This window comes from Tardiphaga sp. GW821-FHT12E02 (assembly GCF_058807155.1).
On the sequence record NZ_JBXAQK010000001.1, the window covers coordinates 3,759,398 to 3,781,402 of the forward strand.

At 61.9% G+C, this 22,005-nt stretch carries 20 protein-coding genes and 1 tRNA gene; 11 read left to right on the forward strand and 10 right to left on the reverse strand.

All coding sequences use genetic code 11. The annotated features are described in order from the left end of the window. Nucleotides 1–52: 52 nt before the first annotated feature. The 3 genes from glmS to glmU form a co-directional block, all read right to left on the reverse strand. Nucleotides 53–1,879, reverse strand: coding sequence for a glutamine--fructose-6-phosphate transaminase (isomerizing) (gene glmS, locus AC1RQ5_RS17810; RefSeq protein ID WP_398478352.1), 1,827 nt, complete (start codon nt 1,877–1,879; stop codon nt 53–55). A 95-nt stretch (nt 1,880–1,974) separates the two neighbouring features. Beyond that, the gene (locus AC1RQ5_RS17815; RefSeq protein ID WP_493200695.1) at nt 1,975–2,334 is read right to left on the reverse strand and encodes a hypothetical protein; all 360 of its coding nucleotides are present in this window, start codon (nt 2,332–2,334) and stop codon (nt 1,975–1,977) included. Further along, nucleotides 2,331–3,683 carry a bifunctional UDP-N-acetylglucosamine diphosphorylase/glucosamine-1-phosphate N-acetyltransferase GlmU gene (glmU, locus tag AC1RQ5_RS17820; RefSeq protein ID WP_493200696.1) on the reverse strand — a complete coding sequence of 451 codons (1,353 nt, stop codon included), beginning with the start codon at nt 3,681–3,683 and terminating at the stop codon, nt 2,331–2,333. The genes AC1RQ5_RS17815 and glmU overlap by 4 nt, the downstream gene beginning before the upstream one ends. Nucleotides 3,684–3,843: 160 nt before the next feature. Between glmU and AC1RQ5_RS17825 the strand changes: the two genes are divergently transcribed. Then, on the forward strand, nt 3,844–5,100 hold the full coding sequence (locus tag AC1RQ5_RS17825) for a hypothetical protein (RefSeq protein ID WP_493200698.1): 1,257 nt from the start codon (nt 3,844–3,846) through the stop codon (nt 5,098–5,100). Between the two features lie 118 nt (nt 5,101–5,218). Further along, the gene (locus AC1RQ5_RS17830; RefSeq protein WP_398478295.1) at nt 5,219–5,599 is read left to right on the forward strand and encodes a hypothetical protein; all 381 of its coding nucleotides are present in this window, start codon (nt 5,219–5,221) and stop codon (nt 5,597–5,599) included. Here the strand turns inward: AC1RQ5_RS17830 and AC1RQ5_RS17835 are convergent. Further along, nucleotides 5,559–7,121 carry a glycoside hydrolase family 17 protein gene (locus AC1RQ5_RS17835; RefSeq protein WP_493200700.1) on the reverse strand — a complete coding sequence of 521 codons (1,563 nt, stop codon included), beginning with the start codon at nt 7,119–7,121 and terminating at the stop codon, nt 5,559–5,561. The genes AC1RQ5_RS17830 and AC1RQ5_RS17835 overlap by 41 nt on opposite strands. Nucleotides 7,122–7,427: 306 nt before the next feature. Between AC1RQ5_RS17835 and AC1RQ5_RS17840 the strand changes: the two genes are divergently transcribed. The 3 genes from AC1RQ5_RS17840 (at nt 7,428) to AC1RQ5_RS17850 (ending at nt 11,133) form a co-directional block, all read left to right on the forward strand. Then, a complete protein-coding gene (locus AC1RQ5_RS17840; RefSeq protein ID WP_493200702.1) occupies nt 7,428–8,003 on the forward strand; it encodes a beta-1-3, beta-1-6-glucan biosynthesis protein in 576 nt (191 codons plus the stop codon). 195 nt (nt 8,004–8,198) lie between these two features. Next, on the forward strand, nt 8,199–10,868 hold the full coding sequence (locus AC1RQ5_RS17845; RefSeq protein WP_398478289.1) for a glycosyltransferase: 2,670 nt from the start codon (nt 8,199–8,201) through the stop codon (nt 10,866–10,868). Between the two features lie 190 nt (nt 10,869–11,058). Next, a tRNA-Lys gene (locus AC1RQ5_RS17850) sits at nt 11,059–11,133 on the forward strand. Between the two features lie 38 nt (nt 11,134–11,171). Here the strand turns inward: AC1RQ5_RS17850 and AC1RQ5_RS17855 are convergent. From AC1RQ5_RS17855 to AC1RQ5_RS17875, 5 genes are all read right to left on the reverse strand, one after another. Further along, nucleotides 11,172–11,468, reverse strand: a complete 297-nt coding sequence (locus tag AC1RQ5_RS17855; RefSeq protein WP_398478287.1) for a DUF3325 domain-containing protein — start codon at nt 11,466–11,468, stop codon at nt 11,172–11,174. After that, nucleotides 11,465–13,093: a PepSY-associated TM helix domain-containing protein gene (locus AC1RQ5_RS17860; RefSeq protein ID WP_493200703.1), complete on the reverse strand. Its 1,629-nt coding sequence runs from the start codon at nt 13,091–13,093 to the stop codon at nt 11,465–11,467. Before AC1RQ5_RS17860 ends, AC1RQ5_RS17855 begins: the two co-directional genes overlap by 4 nt. Before the next feature lie 13 nt (nt 13,094–13,106). Continuing rightward, nucleotides 13,107–13,388 carry a DUF3649 domain-containing protein gene (locus AC1RQ5_RS17865; RefSeq protein WP_398478283.1) on the reverse strand — a complete coding sequence of 94 codons (282 nt, stop codon included), beginning with the start codon at nt 13,386–13,388 and terminating at the stop codon, nt 13,107–13,109. Next, entirely contained in the window at nt 13,385–14,119 is a 735-nt protein-coding gene (locus AC1RQ5_RS17870) for a cobalt ABC transporter substrate-binding protein (RefSeq protein ID WP_493200705.1), read from the reverse strand. Before AC1RQ5_RS17870 ends, AC1RQ5_RS17865 begins: the two co-directional genes overlap by 4 nt. 106 nt (nt 14,120–14,225) lie before the next feature. After that, nucleotides 14,226–16,535 carry a TonB-dependent siderophore receptor gene (locus AC1RQ5_RS17875; RefSeq protein ID WP_493200707.1) on the reverse strand — a complete coding sequence of 770 codons (2,310 nt, stop codon included), beginning with the start codon at nt 16,533–16,535 and terminating at the stop codon, nt 14,226–14,228. A 361-nt stretch (nt 16,536–16,896) separates the two neighbouring features. Between AC1RQ5_RS17875 and AC1RQ5_RS17880 the strand changes: the two genes are divergently transcribed. The 5 genes from AC1RQ5_RS17880 (at nt 16,897) to AC1RQ5_RS17900 (ending at nt 21,167) form a co-directional block, all read left to right on the forward strand. Beyond that, entirely contained in the window at nt 16,897–17,484 is a 588-nt protein-coding gene (locus AC1RQ5_RS17880) for a formyltransferase family protein (protein ID WP_493200709.1), read from the forward strand. Nucleotides 17,485–17,645: 161 nt separating this feature from the next. Further along, nucleotides 17,646–18,005 carry a hypothetical protein gene (locus AC1RQ5_RS17885; protein WP_493200710.1) on the forward strand — a complete coding sequence of 120 codons (360 nt, stop codon included), beginning with the start codon at nt 17,646–17,648 and terminating at the stop codon, nt 18,003–18,005. Nucleotides 18,006–18,027: 22 nt separating this feature from the next. Further along, nucleotides 18,028–18,525 (forward strand): hypothetical protein, encoded by a 498-nt coding sequence (locus AC1RQ5_RS17890; RefSeq protein ID WP_493200712.1) that lies wholly within the window; start codon nt 18,028–18,030, stop codon nt 18,523–18,525. 214 nt (nt 18,526–18,739) lie between these two features. Next, entirely contained in the window at nt 18,740–19,621 is an 882-nt protein-coding gene (locus AC1RQ5_RS17895) for a DMT family transporter (RefSeq protein WP_493200714.1), read from the forward strand. Between the two features lie 118 nt (nt 19,622–19,739). Beyond that, nucleotides 19,740–21,167, forward strand: coding sequence for a caspase family protein (locus tag AC1RQ5_RS17900; protein ID WP_493200716.1), 1,428 nt, complete (start codon nt 19,740–19,742; stop codon nt 21,165–21,167). Between the two features lie 18 nt (nt 21,168–21,185). Here AC1RQ5_RS17900 and AC1RQ5_RS17905 read toward each other — a convergent pair whose 3' ends face one another. Further along, complete coding sequence (locus AC1RQ5_RS17905) at nt 21,186–21,416, reverse strand: BrnA antitoxin family protein (protein ID WP_398478267.1); 231 nt, start codon at nt 21,414–21,416, stop codon at nt 21,186–21,188. A gap of 354 nt (nt 21,417–21,770) precedes the next feature. Here AC1RQ5_RS17905 and AC1RQ5_RS17910 point away from each other — a divergent pair, with 354 nt between their 5' ends. Continuing rightward, nucleotides 21,771–21,998 carry a hypothetical protein gene (locus AC1RQ5_RS17910; protein WP_398478265.1) on the forward strand — a complete coding sequence of 76 codons (228 nt, stop codon included), beginning with the start codon at nt 21,771–21,773 and terminating at the stop codon, nt 21,996–21,998. The last annotated feature ends 7 nt before the right edge of the window (nt 21,999–22,005 follow it).

A 22,005-nucleotide genomic window follows, 5' to 3' on the forward strand; every position in this document is an offset into this window, starting at 1 on the left:
TTTGAAATCATCGCGGTCCGAGCCTGCGGCGCAAGACCTGCGACAATCCGGCCTACTCCACCGTGACCGATTTCGCCAAGTTGCGCGGCTGGTCCACATCCGTCCCCATCACCACGGCCGTGTGATAAGCGAGCAGTTGCACCGGCACCGCATAGACCAGCGGCGTGAAGGCCGCAGCCATGTCAGGCATCACGATGGTGACCATGGAGTCCACGGTGGCCTCCTCGGCGCCCTTGGCGTCGGTCATCAGGATGATGCGGCCGCCGCGCGCCGCCACTTCCTGCATGTTGGACACGGTCTTGTCGAACACCCGGTCATAGGGCGCAATCACGACGACCGGCATCTTTTCGTCGATCAATGCGATCGGGCCATGCTTGAGTTCACCGGCGGCGTAGCCTTCAGCGTGAATGTAGGAGATTTCCTTCAGCTTCAGCGCGCCTTCCATCGCCAGCGGATAGCTGGTGCCGCGGCCGAGATAGAGGACGTCTTTCGACTTGGCGATGTCGCGCGCGAGCTTTTCAATCTCGTGCTCGTGCGTCAGCGCTTCGCTCATCAGCCGCGGGATCTCGACCAGCCCATGAACCAGCTTGGCCTCATCCACGTCGGACAGCTCGCCGCGTGCCTTGCCGGCAGCGACGGCAAGCGCGGCCAGCGTCATCAACTGGCAAGTGAACGCCTTGGTGGAGGCGACACCGATTTCCGGGCCAGCCAGCGTCGGCATCACGGTCTCGCTCTCGCGCGCAATCGTCGAGGTCGGCACGTTGACGACCGCGAGCGTATGCATGCCCTCGGCCTTGGCATAGCGCAGTGCCGCCAGCGTATCGGCGGTTTCGCCGGACTGCGAAATGAAGATCGCCAGATCGCCCTTGCGGACCGGTGCTTCGCGATATCGGAATTCGGACGCCACATCGACCTCGACGGGCAGCCGTGCAAAGCGCTCGAACCAGTATTTTGCGACATAGCCGGCGAGGCTTGCGGTGCCGCAGGCAGCAATGGAGATGCGCTGGACGTCCTTGAAGTCGAACGGCAGTTCAGTGGGCAGCGAAATACGCTCGCTCGCCATATCGACATATCGCGCCAGCGTGTGGCCGACGACTTCCGGCTGCTCGTGAATTTCTTTGGCCATGAAATGGCGGTAGTTCGCCTTGTCGACCATGAAAGCGGACGCGCCGGACTTGAGCACCTCGCGCTTGGCGGGCTTGTTGCTCTCGTCAAAAATCTCACAGCCCTTGTGGTTCAGCACCACCCAGTCGCCATCTTCGAGATAACAGACGTCGTCGGTAAGCGGCGCCAGTGCGATGGCATCGGAACCGAGATACATCTCGCCGTCGCCGAATCCCACTGCCAGCGGCGAGCCCTTGCGGGCGCCGATCATGAGGTCGTCGTGATCCTTGAACACGAAAGCAAGCGCAAAGGCGCCTTTCAGCCGCGGTAGCGTCTGCTTCACGGCCTCAACCGGCTTGATGCCCTTCTTGACGAAGGAATTGACGAGATGAGCGACGACTTCGGTGTCAGTCTCGCTGGTGAACACAGCACCCTGCTTTTCGAGCTCGATCCGCAGCTCGCGAAAATTCTCGATGATGCCGTTATGCACGACCGCGACACCGTCAGCGGCATGCGGATGCGCATTGGCTTCGGTTGGCTTGCCGTGAGTGGCCCAACGCGTGTGGCCGATGCCGATATGACCAGCCAGCGGCTCCTTGCCGAGCTTGGCTTCGAGATTCTTCAGCTTGCCCTCGGCGCGACGGCGCGTGACGTCGCCCTTCTCCAGCGTCGCAACGCCGGCAGAATCGTAGCCGCGATATTCGAGCCGCTTGAGCGAATCCACGATCTGTTCAGCGACCGGGCCGCGCCCGAGAATTCCGACAATGCCGCACATGCGTGAGGTGATCCCCAATAAAAATCATAACGCGGTTCCAGCAGCCGAAACCGAGCTTGGAACCCTCTTAACGAGAATCGCGAATGTCTTGGTACTCAAGAATTATTGCCGATTGAGACAAGTTGACGTGTCTGCGCGACGATTTTGTCCGTCGCGTTTAACAAAGCCTCAACAGGTTTCCTGAAGACTTTCCATCGGAATGGAGTCGACGTCATGTGGGAGCCGCGAAATCCGAGGGAGCCGCGATCCATCGCAGGGACCAGACTGCGCCAGATCGAGATGCACAACAGTCGCCTCGCCCATTGGCCGCCGCCGATGCGCGATACGGTGACACCGCCATCCCACGAGCCTCCGCCAAACGCCATTCCCGACGAGCCGATCAAAGTACCGCCACGACGTAACTGGTTCTTCAAAGGCAAACCGGGCGGCTGACCGCAGCCGCCCGCCATCGTCACTTCGATTTCTTCAGTCCGGCATGCTTGTCGCGAAAGCGTTTGCCCCAGCCATCCTTCGTCGCAACCTCGTTACGCTCCACTGCGAGCGCATCGTCCGGCACGTCGCGGGTGATCACCGAACCTGATCCGATATAAGCACCACTGCCGATTTTCACTGGCGCCACCAGGGATGAATTCGAACCGACGAACGCGCCAGCGCCGATGATCGTCTTGGCCTTGTTGAAGCCGTCATAATTGCAGGTGATCGTTCCCGCACCGATATTGGCGCCGGCGCCGATCTCGGTGTCTCCGATATAAGTGAGGTGGTTGACCTTGACGCCTGCAGCCAGCTTCGCCGCCTTCGTTTCCACGAAATTGCCGATCCGTGCGCCCTCGCCCAGCGACGTGCCCGGCCGCAAGCGCGCATAGGGACCGACCGAGACCTTCTTGCCGATCTCCGCCTGCACGATATGGGAGAAAGCATGGATGACAGCGCCATCCGCAATGCTGACGCCTGGTCCGATCACCACATATTGCTCGATCATGACGTCGGCACCGAAAGTCGTGTCGGCGGAGAGATGTACCGTCTCCGGCGCAACGATGGTGACACCGGCATCGAGCGCCGCCTTGCGCAGGCGCTGCTGCATGATCGCTTCGGCCTCCGCGAGCTGCGCCTTGGTGTTGATGCCGCGGACCTCGTCTTCGTCGGTTTCGATGACGGTCGCCTTGAGGCCGAGGCTGCGAACGATCTCGACGGCGTCCGTCAGATAATATTCGCCCTTGCTGTTGGCCTTGCCGATCTTTTCGATCACGTCGAGCGCCGTTTTGCCTGCAAACGCCATCACACCGGCATTGCACAGATCGACCTTGCGTTCCGCTTCGCTTGCATCGGCCTGCTCGCGAATGGCGACCAGTTGCCCGTCCTCGACCAGCAACCGGCCATAGCCTGTGGGATCCTGCGCGCGAAAACCAAGCACCGCCAGCGCCGCACCATCCTTGAGCGGGGCACGCAGGCGCTCGAACGTGGCGGCCGAAATCAACGGTGTGTCGCCGAACGCAACCAGCAGATCATCAGCGCCCTTGGCAATGGCATCTTTCGCAGCCAGCACCGCATGAGCCGTGCCGAGACGTTCTCGCTGGACAAATGTCACAGCATCCGTGCGCGCGCGCGTCGCTTCGGCGGCAACATCTTCACGATCCGGCCCGACAACCACTGCGAGCGCAGAGCCTGCCCCTTGGGGCGCCGCCGCCAGAACATGCGCAAGCAGCGACTGGTTCGCCACCTGATGCAGCACTTTCGGCAATGACGACCGCATTCGGGTGCCCTCGCCGGCCGCGAGTACAATCGTAAGACTGGTTCTGCCGGTCATCGCAAAATCCTCATTCGTGCTTTGCCGACGTCATAGCGGCTTTTCGCCGCCGCCGGAAATCGCTTTCCTTCCACGCCGTGGCTTCGCGACGTCAGGTTCGCGACGGTTTCCTGATAATGTCGGATCGTGATTCGGGGCGACGGGACGACGCAGACGTCGGATGGCTGACAAGCGCGACCAGTGGGCGGAGTCCTTCTCAGCAGAGCCGCAAGGCGGCTGGCTGACGGGATTTCTAGCTGAAGAGAGAAAGGGAAGCCGGCGCCTGATGTGGCGACTGGGGTCTTGGGGCGTGGCCGCCGTCGGCGCGGTCTCGCTCTCCGTGCTCGCCAGCCAGTATGAGATCCAGCTGCGCCGCGATCAGTTCACGGCTACCGATACGCTGAACCGTCAAGAGCAACAGCTTCAGCGCCTGACCAAAGAGGCACAGGCGGAGAACCGCCGCCTGTCCCAGGCCATCGATACGCTCAACAGCGATCGCGACCGGCTGTTCACGCGCGTGACGTCGATGGAGAAGAGCCTGGAATCGGCCACAGGCTCGATCCTCACACGGCAGACTTCGCCAGCCGTTGCTCCACGCGAACCCGCCCCACCGATCGCAGCACCCGCGACCCAGCCAGCACCGTCCCCCTCGACAACAACCGAGTCGAAGTCCGCCGTCACGGCGCCCGACCTGCCCACGATGCCGACAAAGCCACTCGCCAGCGCCGCCGCCGACACGGCAGCAAAAGCATCTCCCGAATCCTCGGCCTTGACGCGCGCGGCCGATCCCGCAGCGCCAACGTTGGAAGAGAAGACGGACCCGGAACCAACCGCATCGGTGGTGGAATCTCAGACTGCCGCACAGAAAGCGCCCGAGCCTGTTCCTCTCCAGATGGCCGCTACCATCCCGGCCCCGGTTGAAGTGGCGACCCTCGTGGCGCGCACCGAATTTGGGATCGATATCGGCACGGCCAATTCCATCGACGGCCTGCGCGCGCTTTGGCGTGGCCTGTCCAAGACACCTGCCTTGAATGGCCTGCGCCCCATCATCGTGGTGCGGGAACGCAGCAATGGTCTCGGCATGCAGCTTCGCCTGGTGGCGGGCCCGCTGACCGACGCCGCTGCCGCCGCCCGCCTCTGCGCCACTCTGGCAGAGAGCAAGCGCAGTTGCGAAACCTCCGTGTTCGACGGCCAGCGCCTGGCCCTCAAGGATGAGGCCGCGCCGGCCCATCGACCGACCGCAGCTGTGCAACCAGCCCCGAAGCCGCCGCGCCCGCCGCAACAGCGCCGCACCGCGCCGAAGCCGGAGCCGGCTCCCGTACCGAAGCCTGAAGAGCGATCCGAGCTGCCACCGCCCAAGCCGGTCGAAGAAGCGCAGGCCCAAGCGCCCAAGCCGACGCCCTCGCTGTCCAACCTCCTGGGTTTCAATCGGGAATAGAAATCTTTCTTCGCAAGAACCGCTTAGGACCAATAGCTCAAGTAATTTCTAGCTGAACATCGTAGTGCGAAGGCTTACCGGCTTGTCCCCAAGCCCGAACCGCAGCATAGTCAGGACCATGAAAAAAGATCCGTTCCGCCTCAGCCCTTACGAAGTCCAATGGTTGCTTGTCGTCGGTTTCGCGGCCGTCGGCTATGCCGTCTACCTGCGCTACATGGCCGTCGAAATGTCCGCGGTCGCACTCGCCTGTGACGCGGGCTCCCAGACCATGCTGTGCAAGAGCCGGCTGGTGGCGACCTATCTGTTCAAGAATTCGGTCTTCGGTATCGCAGCGATCGTGATCGCGCTGCTCAACCTGCTGCGCCCCTCGATCGTGCTGATCACCGGCGCCGTCATCGCCGCCGGTCTTGGCATCGTGCTTTACAACATTGCCCTGTCGGGCATCGCGATCGGCCTGCTTATCCTTGGATTTGCGCGGCCCGCGCCCGCCACAGCGTGATCGCGAACAGCAGATAGATCGCGCAGGTCCACAGCGACTGCCAGTTATCCGGCCCCTCATTGAAGCCGATATAGACCAGCGAAGCCACCAGCAGACCAGCAAAGGTGGCTTCGGCGATTGGCCGTGTCCCCTCGGCGCGCCGGTTCACCGTCATTAGGCCGGCGAACGGCACCACCGCCATGGTCAGCGCTGCGAACGGGAAATCCCGATAACGGGGATCGAAAACGAAGCCGAGCGCAGTCTGCGCCGCGATTAGCGCCGTCACGATCAAAGTCAGCCCGAGCAAAACCGTGGTGAAGCTGCGGTTCTGATACGGACGCGGCCCTAGCAGCTCCAGGAAGGTCGGCAAGGAGCGGCCCGACATGGTCGCATAGGCGCAAAGTAGCGGCGACAGCACGGCAGCAGCGAGCAAAGCGCCCCACTGGATCCAGCGGCCGGTGCCATAACTTTCGTAGAGCAGCTTGTCGACGGCGACGCCGAGCAAGGCACCGGCAACGGTAGCCGAAACCGCCACCGTCAGCCAGGCCGAAAAGCGCGGCGTCCACGGCTTGCGGCGCAAGGTCAGCATGCCGGTCAGGAACACCAGCACGCTGAGGCCGAGACCGAGGCCCATATGCAGCTTCCAGGCCGGGTAATTGCTGATCGGCACGCCGGCCGGATACTTCAGGGCGCGCGCATCGGCATCGTACAGGCCCCAATAGCCGCCGACGGTGCCTTCCAGATCACGCTTCCATGGCTGGTCATAGGCTTCGATCAGATTGACGCGGAAACCTTCACGCTTGGCGAGATCGAGAATTTCCGACACCACCCGGGCCTGGTTGTCGCGGGACGGCAGTGCGCCATCGCGCATGCGGCCAGCGCTCGGCCAACCGGTCTCACCGATCAGGATCTCCTTGCCGGGGAAAGCGACCGCGACACGTTTGCGGATCGAATCGACATGTGACGCCGCATGTTTGGCGCGGATCGGGATGTCCTCCCAATACGGGAGAATGTGGATCGTCACGAAATCCACGGCGTCATAGAGTTCGCGATTCTTCAGCCAGAATTCCCAAACATCGGCGTAGGTCACCGGCATCCGACCGACCTGCGCCTTCACAGAGCGAATATTGCCGACCAGATCAGCCGCAGTCATTTCGCCGCGCAGCAGCACCTCGTTGCCGACCACCACGCCAGTGATGACATTCGGATAGCGCTTGGTCAGATCGACCACGCCGGCGATCTGGGCCAGATTCTTCAAACGATTGCTGCCCAGCCAGACGCCCTGCAGCACCTTGAGCCCGACTTTGCCCGCCAGTTCCGGCACCTGGTCCAGACCGTTATCGATGGAATAGGTGCGGACGCATTTCGAGATCTGGGCGAGCTGTGCCATGTCGGCAGCGATCTGCTCGGCCGGGATGATCGCGGTCGAATTCAGCGGCGTCTGCTCGCCGCGGAACGGCGCGTAGGACACGCATTCGAGCTTGTCGGCAGGATCGATCGGGGCACGCACGAGGGCGATCGGCGTGGCAAGCCACCACCACACCGCTGCGATCGTACCGAGTGAGATTAGGAGAAGCGCCAGCGGCGTGCGGTAGGAAATTGGTTCCGTCCTCCAAAAGACGTCCGTCGATTAGCTTGTCGCCGCCGATCTGCCAAGTGCGGGAAAATAGCGATCCGGTGACTGTCCTCCCCTCACGCCATGGAAATGAGACGAACTTCGGACGTTCTGGACAAAATTGAAAATACCCGTCATGGGATTCACTTGAGGTCTTCGCCGCAATGGGGACCCATTTGCACGTCATCTGGCAACGATGTCAGAGGGCTGACTGCCAACTTTATCGGGGACTTTATGGGTCGACTGGTGTTCGGGTTCCAATCTGTGGTTCTGCGTCGTCTGGCCACGCCGGCCTTCGCTTTCCTGCTCGGTGCGAGCGCTGTCATTGCACCGGTCAGCACCGTTCTCGCCCAGGAGCAGAAGGCTGCGACCAGTGGCCCCACCCCCGCCGAGGTGGCCCGTGAGGGCCAGAAGCGCGCCGACGAATTCGTCGAGGCGACTCAGGCGATCAATGGCCCCGCTGGCAATCCCGAATGCGTCTGGCTCGGCCGCCGCGTCGTCGTGCTGATGTGGCGCGACGATCTCGACACCGCCTTCCGCCATCTTGACCTCTATGACCGTTTCGGCTGCCCGGGCGGCCATGTGCAGGCGACGTTCCGCTGCCTGGTGAAGTTCGGCCCGGCCATCGATCCGAAGGTCGCCGACAGCCTGAACCGCCACGTCCATGCCTGCTGGATCAATCCGAACGCGACGCCGCAGCCGGCCGCGCTGACCCAGCCTCCGACGCCCGCGACTGCAGCTCCCGCTGCACCGGCCGCGCCGCAGCCCGAGGCGAAGCCGGACGCCAAGCCGGCCGAAGCGCCGAAGTAACAATCGCGCTTCGCGCGCACTGCCGCCACGGTAGTGCGCGTGTTCGCGTTTACACGACCTGCCGCCCTCAAAACGCCATGGCGGCAGTTGAGTTGTTGATTTCCGCGGCAGATTTTACTGCCCGTCGCCATTGGCCGGACCTCGGGGACAGGTCCGCTGCCCGGCCTAGCTTCGCCCCGTTATGGTTTGGACGCGATGCGCGCTGTCGTCGCCGTTATTCTTCTTGTGACTGCCGTTCATGCCGGTCTTTGGGCGCTTCTCCGCGAGAAGCAGGATGCGCCCGACTTCAAGGGCATGATTCCCAGCCTGTCCTACGCCCCGTTCGAAGGCACAGCGCATCCGGACGTCGATAACATCCCGACCGTCGACAAGGTCCGCGCCGATCTCAAGAAGCTCGCCACGATAACGCGGGCTATCCGTCTCTATTCGTCTACCGGCGGCGTCGAAATCGTGCCGGCAATCGCCAACGAATTCGGCCTCAAGGTCACGCTCGGCGTCTGGATCGACAAGAATGCCGACCGCAACGAGCGCGAGATCGTCTCCGCCGTCGATCTCGCCAAGAAGAACTCGAATGTCATCGGCGTCGTCGTCGGCAACGAAACGCTGTATCGCGACGAACTCAAGATCGACGACCTCATCGAATATATCCGCAAGGTGAAACGTCAGGTCAGCGTGCCTGTCACGACGGGTGAAATCTGGAACATATGGCGCGACAATCCGCAGCTCGCGTCCTCGGTCGATTTTATCGCCGCGCACATCCTGCCCTATTGGGAAAACTTCGAGGACACCCAGGCGGTCGATCAGGCCGTCTACATCTACGGACTGCTGCGCGACACCTTCCCCGGCAAGCGCATCGTGGTCGCCGAATTCGGCTGGCCGAGCCAGGGCTACAATCTGCGCCGCGCCGAACCCGGCCCGTTCAAGCAGGCTGTGGTGATCCGAAACTTCGTCACCCGCGCCGAAGCCATCGGCATGGACTACAATATCGTCGAAGCCATCGATCAACCCTGGAAATTCTTCGAAGGCGGCGTCGGTCCTTATTGGGGCATGCTCGACGCCAATCGTGAGCCGAAATTTGCCTGGACCGGCCCGATCGTGAACCCGGCCTATTGGAAGAATGCCGGCCTGGCATTGCTGGTCGGCATCCTGCTGTCGCTGCCGATCCTGCAGATCGTCGCGCCGACGATGATGCAGGCCTTCGTGCTGTCGGTTGCGGCCAACGCTGTCGGCGCATGGGCGGCGCACATCTTCGCCTACCAGCAGACGCATTATTTTGTCTGGGGCTCGGCTTTCGCCCTCACCCTGGGCTGCATCCTGCTGATCCCGCTGATCCTGATCGCGCTGGCGCGCATCGAGGAGATCGCAGCCATCGCCTTCGGCCAGAAGCCGCTGCGCCTGCTGACGCCCGAGCGCAGCGCCGCATTGCTCGCTGCGGCCGAGGCCGAACAGAAATATCCCAAAGTATCGATCCACATCCCGGCCTATCGCGAACAGCCGGAGATGCTGAAGCTGACGCTGGATGCAGTGGCGGCGCTCGACTACCCGAATTTCGAATGCGTGGTGATCATCAACAACACCCCGGATCCCGCCTATTGGCAGCCGATCCAGGATCACTGCCGCACACTCGGCGAGCGCTTCATTTTCATCAATGCCGAGAAGGTTCAGGGTTTCAAGGCCGGCGCGCTGCGCATCGCCATGGACCGCACTGCAGCGGACGCCGAGGTGATCGGCATCATCGACGCCGACTATGTGGTGACGCCGAACTGGCTCAAGGCGCTCGTTCCCGCCTTCAACGATCCCCGTGTCGGCCTTGTCCAGGCCCCGCAGGATCACCGCGACGAAGACACGTCGCTGATGCACTACATCATGAACGGTGAATATGCCGGCTTCTTCGACATCGGCATGGTCCAGCGCAACGAGGCCAATGCCATCATCGTCCACGGCACCATGTGTCTCATTCGCCGCGAAGCGATGGACATGGCGGGCGGCTGGGCCGGCGACACCATCTGCGAGGATTCCGATCTCGGCCTCGCCATCATGCAGCATGGCTGGCTGACGCATTACACCCGCGAGCGCTATGGCTATGGCGTGCTGCCGGACACCTATGAAGCGTTCCGCAAACAGCGCCATCGCTGGGCCTATGGCGGCTTCCAGATCATCAAGAAGCACTGGCGCCGCTTCCTGCCGGGCGCGAGCCGCATGTCGCAGGACCAGAAGCGCGAATTCGGCATCGGCTGGCTGAACTGGTTAGGGGCCGAAAGTCTCGGCGTCGTGGTGGCGATCCTGAACATCATCTGGGTGCCGATCATCGCCTTCGCCGACATCTCGATTCCCGACACGATCCTGACGCTGCCGATTATCGCGTCCTTCGTGATCTCGCTCGCGCATTTCCTGATTCTCTACCGCCTGCGCGTGAAGATCGGCCTGTGGCAGATGCTGGGCGCCATGATTGCCGCCATGTCGGTGCAATGGACCGTGTCGCGCGCGGTGGCGGACGGCCTGATCAAGGACCACCTGCCCTTCACCGTGACGTCGAAGGGTGGCAAGTCGCGCAGTTCGATCGAATTCCAGGCGTTCTGGGAGGCGGTGATCGGCGTGCTGCTCTGGATCAGCGCTGGCGTGCTGGTGTTTGCCAATAACGACAAGCAGGTCACCGAAATCTACATCTTCGCCGGGGTGCTGATCCTGCAGAGTCTGCCGTTCCTGTCGGCGGTCGCCATCGCGATCCTGGAGAATTCCCGCGCCAACCAGTTCAAATGGTGGACCGACACCACGATCCGCACCGCAGAGCTGATCGGTTTCCGCCCGGTGCAGATGCCCCAGCTCGACATGGCCCGGCCGGAAGCCCAGCGTGAGGCGCGCTGACCCGGTTTCGCCGCGCCAGTTCATGTCCACAATCCGCAGGCTCGCCCTTGACCCCGGCGGGCCCGCCTTTTACACAGCCGGTCAACGCGATACACTGCATTGCAGCCACCATCGCGGCCGTGGCCGACCGGCTCTCCGCGCCCTTTTGGGGCCGGTATCTCCGGCAAGCCTCACTGAAACGGCATCTTTCGGGCGGGTAGCTCAGCGGTAGAGCATTCGACTTTTAATCGACTGGTCATGGGTTCGATCCCCATCCCGCCCACCATCAATTCTTTGAATAGCTGAACGGATTGACCGGTTTGCCTACTGGTGCCGCAGCTTCGGACCTTGCATCCGCGCATAGCCGATCAGCCCACACACGACGACACCAGCAGCCAGGCTCGTATGGCCGCTGAACATGACGAGGCCGAGGCCCCAGCCATGTTGAGCTGCGAGCACGCCTAGTGCGCCCAGCAACGCGACAGAGCCGACAAGACGCAGCATGCGCGTTCTGGCAGGTCCCAGAACCCTACCGAACAGATCGCGCTGCTGGCGGTGTGTGGCGCTGGCCAGTGCGGCGAAGCCGGCAAGGCTGAGCACGAAAGCGAACAGATGGCTCATTCGGCTGCCTCGCCAGACGCGACAACCATCGCGGACGGACGCGCCGCCTTGCGCTTGGCTGGTGCCTTCACCCGATGTCGCGCGGTGCGCAGCGCGAGAGCCACATGCAGCGCGGCCAGCACCCAGCACATCAGATCGATGCCGGCGAAGATCCAGTCGCCCTGCGCAAGGCTATGCCAGAGCGGACGCTGCGTGGTCACGGCATTCAAAACCGGCAGCAAGGCCAGCAGCGCCGCCGCTGCCCATAGCTGCTCGACCCAGGCCGCCTTGGCCGGCCGCAGCACCGCATGCAGCAGCGTCGCCGCCCATACGATGAAGAACAGATCGACTTCCCAATTGGAGCGGCCGGCCAGCGTGGTCGGCAGCAGGCGGTTGCCCCACATGAATGCCGTCATGGCGATGGACAGGCCGGCGATGCTCGCAATGTTCAGCCGCTCGACGAGGCGAAAGCCGAAATACGGACGCTGCGGATCGGGCAGCTTCTGGCGCCGCTTCACCGTCCACATCACGAGGCCAGTGCCGACCATGGCCGTGCCCGTGAAACTCACGAGGAAATACAGCCAGCGCGTGACGGTGTCGCTGAATCGTCCGAGATGCAGCGCATAGAGCACGCCACGAGTCTCGGCCGCGCCGCCGACCTGATCACGAACCGAAAGCAGCTTTCCGGTGGTGCCTTCGAATTCCATATATTGCGGGCTCATGGAGACGCGACCGGGATCACCGCGCGTCACCACCACGCGCGCTGCAGCGTCGCCGGAAAGCGAGACATTGACGCGACCGACATTGTCGTGACCCCAGCGCTCCTGCGCCTGTCGCACCATGGTTTCGACGGAGGCCAGCGGCACCCTCTGGCCCGTGGGCTTGCCCGGCTGGGTGAACGCGCTGAGCTCCGCCTGCAACTGCTGGCGCTCGGCCGGCGACTTAATCGCCACCTGCCCGCCCCACGGCATGTACAGCGCCATCAGCGTGACCAGGCCGGTGTAAGTGATCATGGCGTGGAACGGCAGGCCGAACACCGACAGCGCGTTATGGGCGTCGAGCCACGAACGCTGGCCCTTGCCCCAACGGAACGTGAAGAAATCGACGAAGATCTTCTTGTGGGTGATGACGCCGCTGATGATGGCGACGAGCATAAACATCGCCGCGATGCCGGCCAGCCACCTGCCCCACAGCACCGGCATGTAATGGAACTGGAAATGGAAGCGGTAGAAGAATTCGCCGCCTAGCGTATCGCGTGACGCCACGCGTTCGCCCGTCGCGGGATCGAAATGGCCGTCGGCGAAACCGCGCTGGCCTGGTTCACGTGGCGCCGTGCGCCAGAATGCATAGGCGCTGTTGTTGCGGTCGTCGGGTAGACGAACACTCCATTGCGACGTGCCCGGTGCAATCTTGTCGAACGAATCCGCGACGCGTTGCGCCACCATGGCTGGATCGGGACGTTCGGCGAGCCGCGACAGCTCAGGCCGCGCCCATTGCGACAGCTCGTCCTTGAAATAGGACACCGTGCCAGTCAGGAACATTGCATAGAGCACCCAGCCGAGCAGCAGGCCCACCCAGGTATGCAAGTCCGACATGCTTTGCCGGATGCCGCGGCCAGCACTGTCCTGATCGCTTTCGGTTGTCATGAACCAGACCTCGTCAGGTCACGGACCACGCCGCCAGCCCCAAGGGCACCGCGGCAATGATCAGACCCGTCCACGCCTTCAGCGCGCTGCGCACGGCAAATACCCAGATCACCGCACCGGCATAAACGAGGAAGCTTCCGAGCTGGCCCGCGATCACGGCCTGGACCTTGTTCATCGGCAAAGCGAGCACGGCGACGCTGCTCAGCGCTGCCAGCGCATAGCCACCGGCCAATGCGGCGGCGATGCGCGAGACGAGCGGGCCGGTCGCCAGGAGCCGATGAACGTAGACGCTCATTTTGCCGGCGAAGGCGTCGCCGCCGGGCCCGCTGGAAGCGGTGACAGGCCGTTGGCATTCACATAGGTCACGGTGGTGGCGTAGCTGACGCCATCATATTTCTCGACGCCATTCGCGCCCGCGCGCTCCCCAGCGGCGCGATCATTGAAGCTGACTTCGGCTACATAGGTGCCCTTCCAGGGCAGGTCGAACTTCACGATGCCCTGCTCGTCGGTGTTGGCTTCCTTGGACCAGCCGGATTGCGTGACCAGCGTGACCTTGGTCTTGGCCTTGGGCTGATCCTTGAAGAAGAGCTTGAATTCGCCATCCTGCCCAGTTGGCACGAGGTCGAGCACCAGCTTCGGCTTCTGTGCGGCAAAACCGGTGATCAAGCGCGCCGCGGGGTAGTACCAGCCGGTGATCTGCTTATCCTGCTGCTTGGTCTGAAAGAGAGGATAGCTCGCATCTTCGGCCACGATGCTGTCGCCCGCTGCAGCCTTAAACGGCAGCATGAAACCGTTCGCCGTCTTGGTCGCGTCCGATTTCTGCTCGCCCTTGGATGCGATGAGCGTGCTGGTCACCTTGGCAAATTTGTCCAGCAATCCCGGCGACGCCTCACGAAGATTTTCGCCAAACTCGCCAAAGCGCACCACGGCATTCTCGCCATCCGCCTGTTCGATCCAGATCTGGTGCGCGTGGGCAGAGGTGACAGCGCCGAGCATGGCTATGATAGCGAGAGAAAGCTTCTTCATGACGAACCTCGATTGCATCCTATGTCCAAGCAATTCGGCGCGAGTGACATCGATCTACGACATCACACGCGCCGGATGATATTGGTTCCTGTGCAGCTATGCTCGATCAGAAATCGAACGCGGCCGAAAGGATGTAGGTCCGCGGCGAACCGACTGTCACGAAGGTGCCCGTCGTGAGCCAATAGTTTGCGCCGCCAACATTCTCGATATTTGCGCGGAATGTGACAGGTTTTCCGGTAAGCGCTGTAGTCGTGTAACGCGCGCCGATATCAACACGGGTCCAGTCCGGATACTTGAGCAGATTAGCGGTGGTGAGATAAGAGCCTGCCGTGTAGATCACGCGGCCATTGAGCGCAAAGCCTTGCACGCCAGGCACATCCCAGTCGAGACCGGCCGAGAATGTCTTGTCAGGCACGCCGGCAGCATCGTTGCCACGCTGCGTCGGATCAGTCGGATTGGTCAGCTCAGGCTTCAGGAATGTAGCGCTCGCCATGCCGCGCAGGCCAGGCAAGATCAGGCCGTAAGCGTTCAACTCCACACCGCGGTTACGCTGTTCGCCATCGTAAGCAAGTGCACCGGTCGCCGTGGTGACCGCGCTCGGACGCGTGATCTGGAATACGGCAGCCGTCGTGGTGATTGTGCCCCAATCGACCTTCACGCCAGCTTCCTGCTGCTTCGACTTGTAAGGCGCAAGAACCGCACCGACGTTGGTGTAAGTCGGCCCGACGACCTGTCCCTGCGACAATCCTTCAGCATAATTCGCATACAGCGAGACATTCTGTAGCGGCTTGATCACGATGCCGGCGAGCGGTGTGGTCGCAGCGGCGTCGTAACTACCACTGAGCGCGCCGGACGTCAGACTGAAGCTGTCCTGCTTCACCATCTGGTGACGCGCGCCGACGGTGAACAATACCCTGTCATTCAGGAACGACAACGTGTCCGAAATCGCGACGCTGGTCAGCGTGGTGTCAGAGCTCTTGCCCATCGCGGGACGTCCCGCCGGAAGCGTCGGCAACGGTGACGGGTTGTAGATGTTCGACGCCACAAAGCCCGTGCTGGCGAGCGACGACACGTAGCCGTAGCCCATCTCCTGATTGTAGCCCGTAAAAGCGACGTTCACCGAATGGTTGACGAAGCCGGTGTCGAACTTCGCCCGCAGGCCGACATTGCCGCTGACCGTCTTGGTGTAAGCGTCATAATAGGCATTGAAGGCGTTGAAATTACCGAACTGATCGGCACCAGCCAGACCACCTGCACGCGAGTCGGCGAGGTTTTGCTCATGATTGCCTTCACGATAACCGACGCCGGCATAAGCGGTGAGCCAGTTGGTCACATCATATTCGAGAGCCGATGCAATCGTGTTGTCGCGCTGCTTCAGCATTGTGCCCGGATACCAGTTACTGGTGGCGCTGGGTGGTGCCGGAATAAAGGGCACAGTGCCCTGAATGGTCAGCTGCGGGCGGAAATTCTTGGTGTCATCGTTCTGCGAGATGGCATCCATCGTCCAGCGCAGACGCTCGCCCCGATAATCGAGCGAAAGCGCGCCTGTGCCAGTGCGCCAGTTGCCTCCGTCGATCGAGGCCTCACCATTTCGCGCGATGCCGTTGAAGCGGACGCCCCACTCCTTGTTGTCGCCATAGCGCCGGCTGGCTTCCAACTTCAGACCGTAATTGGCACCGCTCATGAAGAACGGTGTCAGACGCGCGAATGGCTCCTCAGTGGCGCGCTTGCTGACGATGTTGATGGCGCCGCCGACAGTGCCGCCCGGCGCGATGCCGTTGATCAGCGCGCCCGGCCCCTTCAGCAGTTCGATCCGCTCGATGATCTCCGCTGGAACATGATAGGCCGAAATCAGGCCATAGAGCCCGTTGAAGCCGACGTCCTGCCCCTGCACCTGGAAGCCACGGATCATAAACGTATCGTCATAACCGTTGGCGCCAGTGGTCATGCGAACAGACGCATCATTGATCAGAGTATCCGCGGCGGTGCGAGCCTGCTGGTTCTCTATGAGCTGTGACGTATAGTTGGTGGTGCTGAACGGCGTATTCATCACACTGGTGCTGCCGAGCAGACCTAGCGTTCCGCCGGTAGCGACCTGGCCGCCCGCATAGGCTGGCGCCGGGGTGCCGATGGTACGGGTCGAGCCCATCGTAGTGGTTGGCGCTGTCGGTGCCGGCTGTTCGTTCACCTGTCGGGGAGCGACGCGCGTTGCACGCTGAGACGTCGTGCGCGTACGGACCGTGCGTGCTGACCGAGCACGCTGTTGAGGTGCATCGACCGACACGGGCGGCAGCACATTCGTCTGCGCGCTCTGCGCATTCACCGGCGAAGTCCCCGCTCCGCTCAGGCACAGCGCAATAACGCTTGTGGCAGCACCGACGAACAGACGGTTCTTGTATTTCTGATTGATGGTCACGACGCCCCCCAATTATAGGATTGGAGGCCTGACTAGGTAATTGATGCGGCGTAAGCAACGAGACTGAATTAGAATAGATTTAGGAACGGGAATAACCTCTTTTTCCGCCGCCTAGCATTCATGGACGTGAATTCGGCGAGAACACAAGAGCAACTTCGCACTGGTGAAAACCCAACAGAAGGCGCCCTCCGCGAAACGTGCCTTCTAATGGATCCGCGAATCGCAGTTTCGCTGTCAGCCATGGCCAAAGCAGCATCTGAGGCCCCGCTTTAGATGGCCCAGATATTGATCTTGCGTTGATGCCGGAAAGCCTGCCAAGACCGTGGCAAACAATCCCGCCTCTGATTACCGGACCTTATCCATGCGCATCACCCTCGTCGGCTCCCGCCACTTCGGCGTCACCACGCTCGACATGCTGAAAACCCACAAGGTCGAGATCATCAGCGTCGTCGTTGCCGATGCGGAAGATCGCCTTGCGGCGGCCGCCAAGGCTGCAGGCATCCCCGTCACGGTGCAGGCCAATCCGAAGCTCGTGGTGGCTGCCGAGATCGCTGACGGCACCGATCTGATCATCACCGCCCACAGCCATGCCCGCATCGGCCAGGACGCGCTGGACAAGGCCAAGCTCGGAGGCATCGGCTATCACCCGTCATTGCTGCCCCGTCATCGGGGAATCGCCGCGGTGGAATGGACCATCAAAGAGGGCGACCCGATCGCCGGCGGCACCATTTACCATCTGGCCGACGTCATGGATGGCGGCGCCATCGCAGCCCAGGAATTTTGTTTTGTGAAAAAGGGCGAGACTGCCCGTGAGCTGTGGGAACGCGCCCTCGCCCCGCTCGGCTACAAGCTGCTCGGCGAAGTCGTCGATTATGCCATTGAAAACAATAGCTTGCCAGCCACTTACCAGGACGAGCAGTTCGCGACCAAAGCGCCCAAGCTCAGCTAATCGCGCGAGGTTTCGCAAAAATATCGCAGGTTCCCCGGGAACGATCCTGGGGAGTGTGCGTTGCAGCGCATAGGTGTTATGGGCTCACTGCGCACCGCACAAACTTTGGACACATTAAGATCCAATAACGCAGCCCATCACAACATCGAGGATTTGATTCAATGCGTTTCGACCGCATGCGCGTGTTCCTGTCCGTCTCCTTGCTGGCCGGTGCCACGCTTGCCGCCACTGCCCCTGCGTTCGCCCAGCATCCCTATGATGGTCTTTGGAACGTCACCATTTTCACGCAATCTGGCAGTTGTGACCGCACGGCGAGCTATCCGTTGACAGTGACCGAAGGCCGCGTCTCTGCACCCGGCGCTGACGTCTCCGGCAAGATTGCGACATCGGGCGTCGTCCGCGTTGCCATTGGGCCGGCCTTCGCCAACGGTCAGCTCACTGGAAATGCCGGCTCCGGCAAATGGAATGGCGCCTCGAACGGCGTCCCCTGCAGCGGGCGCTGGGAAGCTTCTCGTCAATAAACCGCAGTCAGGAAATGCTCGAATGAACGTCGTCTCGATCTCGCCACGCGCTCTCGCTCGGACCGCTCTTGTCGCCGCCGCCCTTGCGGTGCCGTCAATCCCGGCCTTCGCCCAGTCCGCGCCTTTTGAAGGGATGGCGGGTGTGTGGTCCGGCAGCGGCAATATCTCGCTCGACGACGGCTCCAAGGAACGCATCCGCTGCAAGGCGACTTACGCCGTATCGGGTGATGGTAGTGGCCTGAACCAGGCTCTTCTGTGCGCCAGCGACAGCTACAAGTTTGAATTGAAGAGCAATGTGCAGGCCAAGGGCAACGCGCTGTCGGGCCAATGGTCGGAGACCACCCGCAATGTCAGCGGCGAGTTGTCTGGCACGTCCAGCGCCGGCAAATTCAATGTGAATGTCTCGGCACCGGGCTTCGATGCCAAGCTGACGCTGACGACCACGGGCAACAAGCAGGCCGTGTCGATATCGTCCGACGGCCAGTTCAAGGGCGTCAACATCACCCTGAGCCGCAGCTAAGCTCGTCAGCTCATCTGATTTTCAAAACCCCGGTCGCCCACGCGGCCGGGGTTTTCGTTTGCAGTGCAATGCGCTTCGCTCAGTCACCTCGTTGTTTCGCATCGCTGCCGCTGCAAATCCGTCCATTGCCAAGCGAAGGTCCCGCCGATACAGCCTGCGGGAAAGGCCATCGCTGACCAAAACGGCGACGCCGTGCAGGAAAACGCCCGCGTCCATGACCGCTTATCCTCCGTCGAAACTGCGTGCCGCAATATGGATGTCCGGCTGGCTGCTGCTCATGCTGTTCGTCGCCATCGGCGGGCGCGAGACGCTGCGCGATCTCAACGTCTTTCAGGTCATGGAAATCCGCTCGCTGTTCGGCTTCGTTTTCCTGACGCCGATCATCCTGCTGAATGGCGGCTTCGGCACCATGGGGACTGCACGGCCGATTGCGCATCTATCGCGCAACCTCGTGCATTATGCGTCGCAAATCGGCTGGTTCTATGCGCTGACCCTGATCCCGCTCAGCCAGCTCGTCTCGATCGAATTCACGATGCCCATCTGGATCGCGATCATGGCCGCGCTTTTTCTCGGCGAGCGCATGACCGTCTGGAAGATCACCGCCATCGTGCTCGGCCTGATCGGCGTCGTCGTCATCGTTCGACCGACCACGGGCGAGATCAATTATGGCCAGCTGATTTCGCTCGCTTCAGCCTTCGGATTCGGTATCTCGATCACGCTCATCAAGTCGCTGACAAGGACTGACAGCGCGCTGAAAATCATCTTCTGGATGATCGTCGTGCAATCGGTCGCGGGCGTCATTCCTGCGATCAGCGTGTGGCAATGGCCGTCGGCCTATGTGTGGTTCTGGCTGGTCGTTGTCGGCTTCTGCGGCACCTTCTCGCACTTCTGCATGGCCCGCGCGATGCTCTATGCCGATGCGACGGTGGTAGTTCCAATGGACTTCCTCCGCGTTCCACTCAGTGCCGCGATCGGATGGTTACTATACTCTGAACAGCTCGACATGTTTACGCTGCTGGGCGCCGCACTCATACTGGCTGGCAATACGCTTAACTTGCGTAGCCCTGCACCTGTACCTGCGCGTATGAGCACCTGAGTTCCCTTTTCGATTTTATTCCCGCAGTGCGCGTCCCGACATTTTGGCCTGCGTATTGAATTGCTATTTTCCTCGCCGTCAGTCGGTCGCCGAACCGGATTCGATGGGGAGATTTGCCGTGCGCCAGCTCGTATTCGCTTTGTCAGCGCTGTCCGTCATGTTCAGCGCCACTGCAGCGCTCGCCGATAAGCGCGTTGCATTCGTTGTCGGCAACGGCGCCTACAAGAATGTCGATCCGCTGCCGAACCCGCCCATCGATGCCAAGGCGATGGCCAGCACGCTGCGCAATGTGGGCTTCGAGGTGATCGAGGGGTCCAATCTCACACGCGACGGCATGACCGAGCGCTTGCTTGAATTCGGGCGCAAGGCACAGGGCGCTGATGTCGCGCTGTTCTTCTATGCCGGTCACGGCATCTCGGTGAACAACATCAATTACCTTCTGCCCGTCGATGCCAATCTGAAATCGGAGATGGACGTGAAGCTCGGCGCTGCCATCAATGTCGAAATGACGCTTGAGCAGACCATGGGCGATGCCAAGGTCAAGCTGGTGTTCCTCGACGCCTGCCGCGACAATCCATTCGCAGCGAAAATCCGCTCCAGCGGTTCCGCGACCCGCAGCGTTGCAGTGTCGTCCGGTCTTGCCGAGATGAAATCCGGCGAAGGCACACTGATCGCCTTTGCGACGAGCCCTGGTCAGACCGCGCTCGACGGCAAGAGTGGCGGCAATAGCCCGTTCACGCGTGCGCTGCTGACCAACATCACGGCGCCGGGTGCTGAGATCCAGCAGGCCATGACCAAGGTCCGCGCGCAGGTGCAGGACGAGACCAACAGGGGCCAGCTGCCCTGGGGCCACACCAACCTCATCGGTGCGGTCTATCTGAATCCCGACGTCCAGACCCAGGTGCAAGTGGCGGCTGCGAGCCCGACCGCCACCATGCCGGCGACGGCTGTGGCAGGCTCGGATGTCGAACTGGAGTTCTGGCGTTCGATTAAGGACACCAACCGTCCTGAGGAGCTCAACGCCTATATCACCATGTATCCGAACGGGCAGTTCAAGCCGCTCGCCCTCGCCCGTATCGCAGCGCTTCAGGAAGCCGCGACCGCGCCGCGCACCGCGGGGCCGGGCGCTGACAAGGCTGTCTTCACCGAACCTGCCAGTCAGCTCACCGAGGACAAGGTCGGCCTCAATCCGGCCAAGCGTCGCGACGTGCAGCGCCGTCTCAATGGCCTCGGTTTCGATACCAAGGCGACCGGCACATTCGACGCCGGAACCCGCAGTGTGATCACCCGCTGGCAGGCAGCGCGCGGCTACCCGACGTCAGGCTATCTCAACAAGGCGCAGCACACGGCGCTGCTGGCCGAGCCCGTCACCCTGGCCGAGGAACCGGCACCTGCGCCCAAGCCGGTGCGCCGCCAGGTGCAGCAAACCTATGACGAAGCACCGCCCCCCGTCGCCCGACGCCAGGCAGCGCCTGCGCCGGCCGTGGACCCAGCTTTACCTGGCCGGTTCATTGGCGGCGTTGTCGGCGGCTTCCTGAACCGATAAGCGCGAACGGCCGCGGAATTACTTGCCCGCGGCCTTCCGCAGCGCATCATTGATGCGGTCCTGCCAACCGGGGCCGCCGTCCTGAAAATGTTCCAGTACGTCCTGATCGATCCGCAGCGACACCAGTTCGCGAACACCAGGGACGGCCGCCTTCTTAGCCGGCGCCTCGACCACGGGGGCGGTTGCCTTCTTGAATGCCGCCTCCGCCTCGCTACGGGCGTCTTTGGGGCGGCGCGGTGGCTGGGCCATGACTGCGAATCCTTACAAAGCGTGATGCTGCTCAAGAGCTAGGACAAGGTCCGCGCAATTGCCAGCCAGTAAGACGATCACCGCCGCATCCTGAGCGCTGCCATGGACGCATCGTTGCGCCCGGTCAGGCGGGTAACACAACGTGCAGATTCCAGTGCTAGATCATACAAGCGTGGCACTGCGTCACAGCACCCCGCAATGCACAACTTCGTTCGCCGCTGCATCGCAAAAGCGCGATCGGAATATCACCAGATCAACGCATTTGTGTTGCGATGGGGTCAAACAAATCAGTTGTGGTCCATCAAATCAGGATAGTCTAACCGCAGGTCAAATCAGATGGTGAAGGAGGTCACGATGGCAGCTGCTGCTGAAATCCGCACGACCAAGACGTCCCATCAGAATGCGCCGGGCACAGCGCCTCGCGCGGATCTCCCGACCTGCCCTGTCTGCGCCGACAGCATGATCGCCGCAGAGTCCTCAGCCTTCCTCGCCGACAACGTCGTGAGCTACCTCTGGACCTGTGACACCTGCGGCTATGGCTTCGTCACTAATCACACGATGAAGAAGATCACATGCAGTTGACACGGCC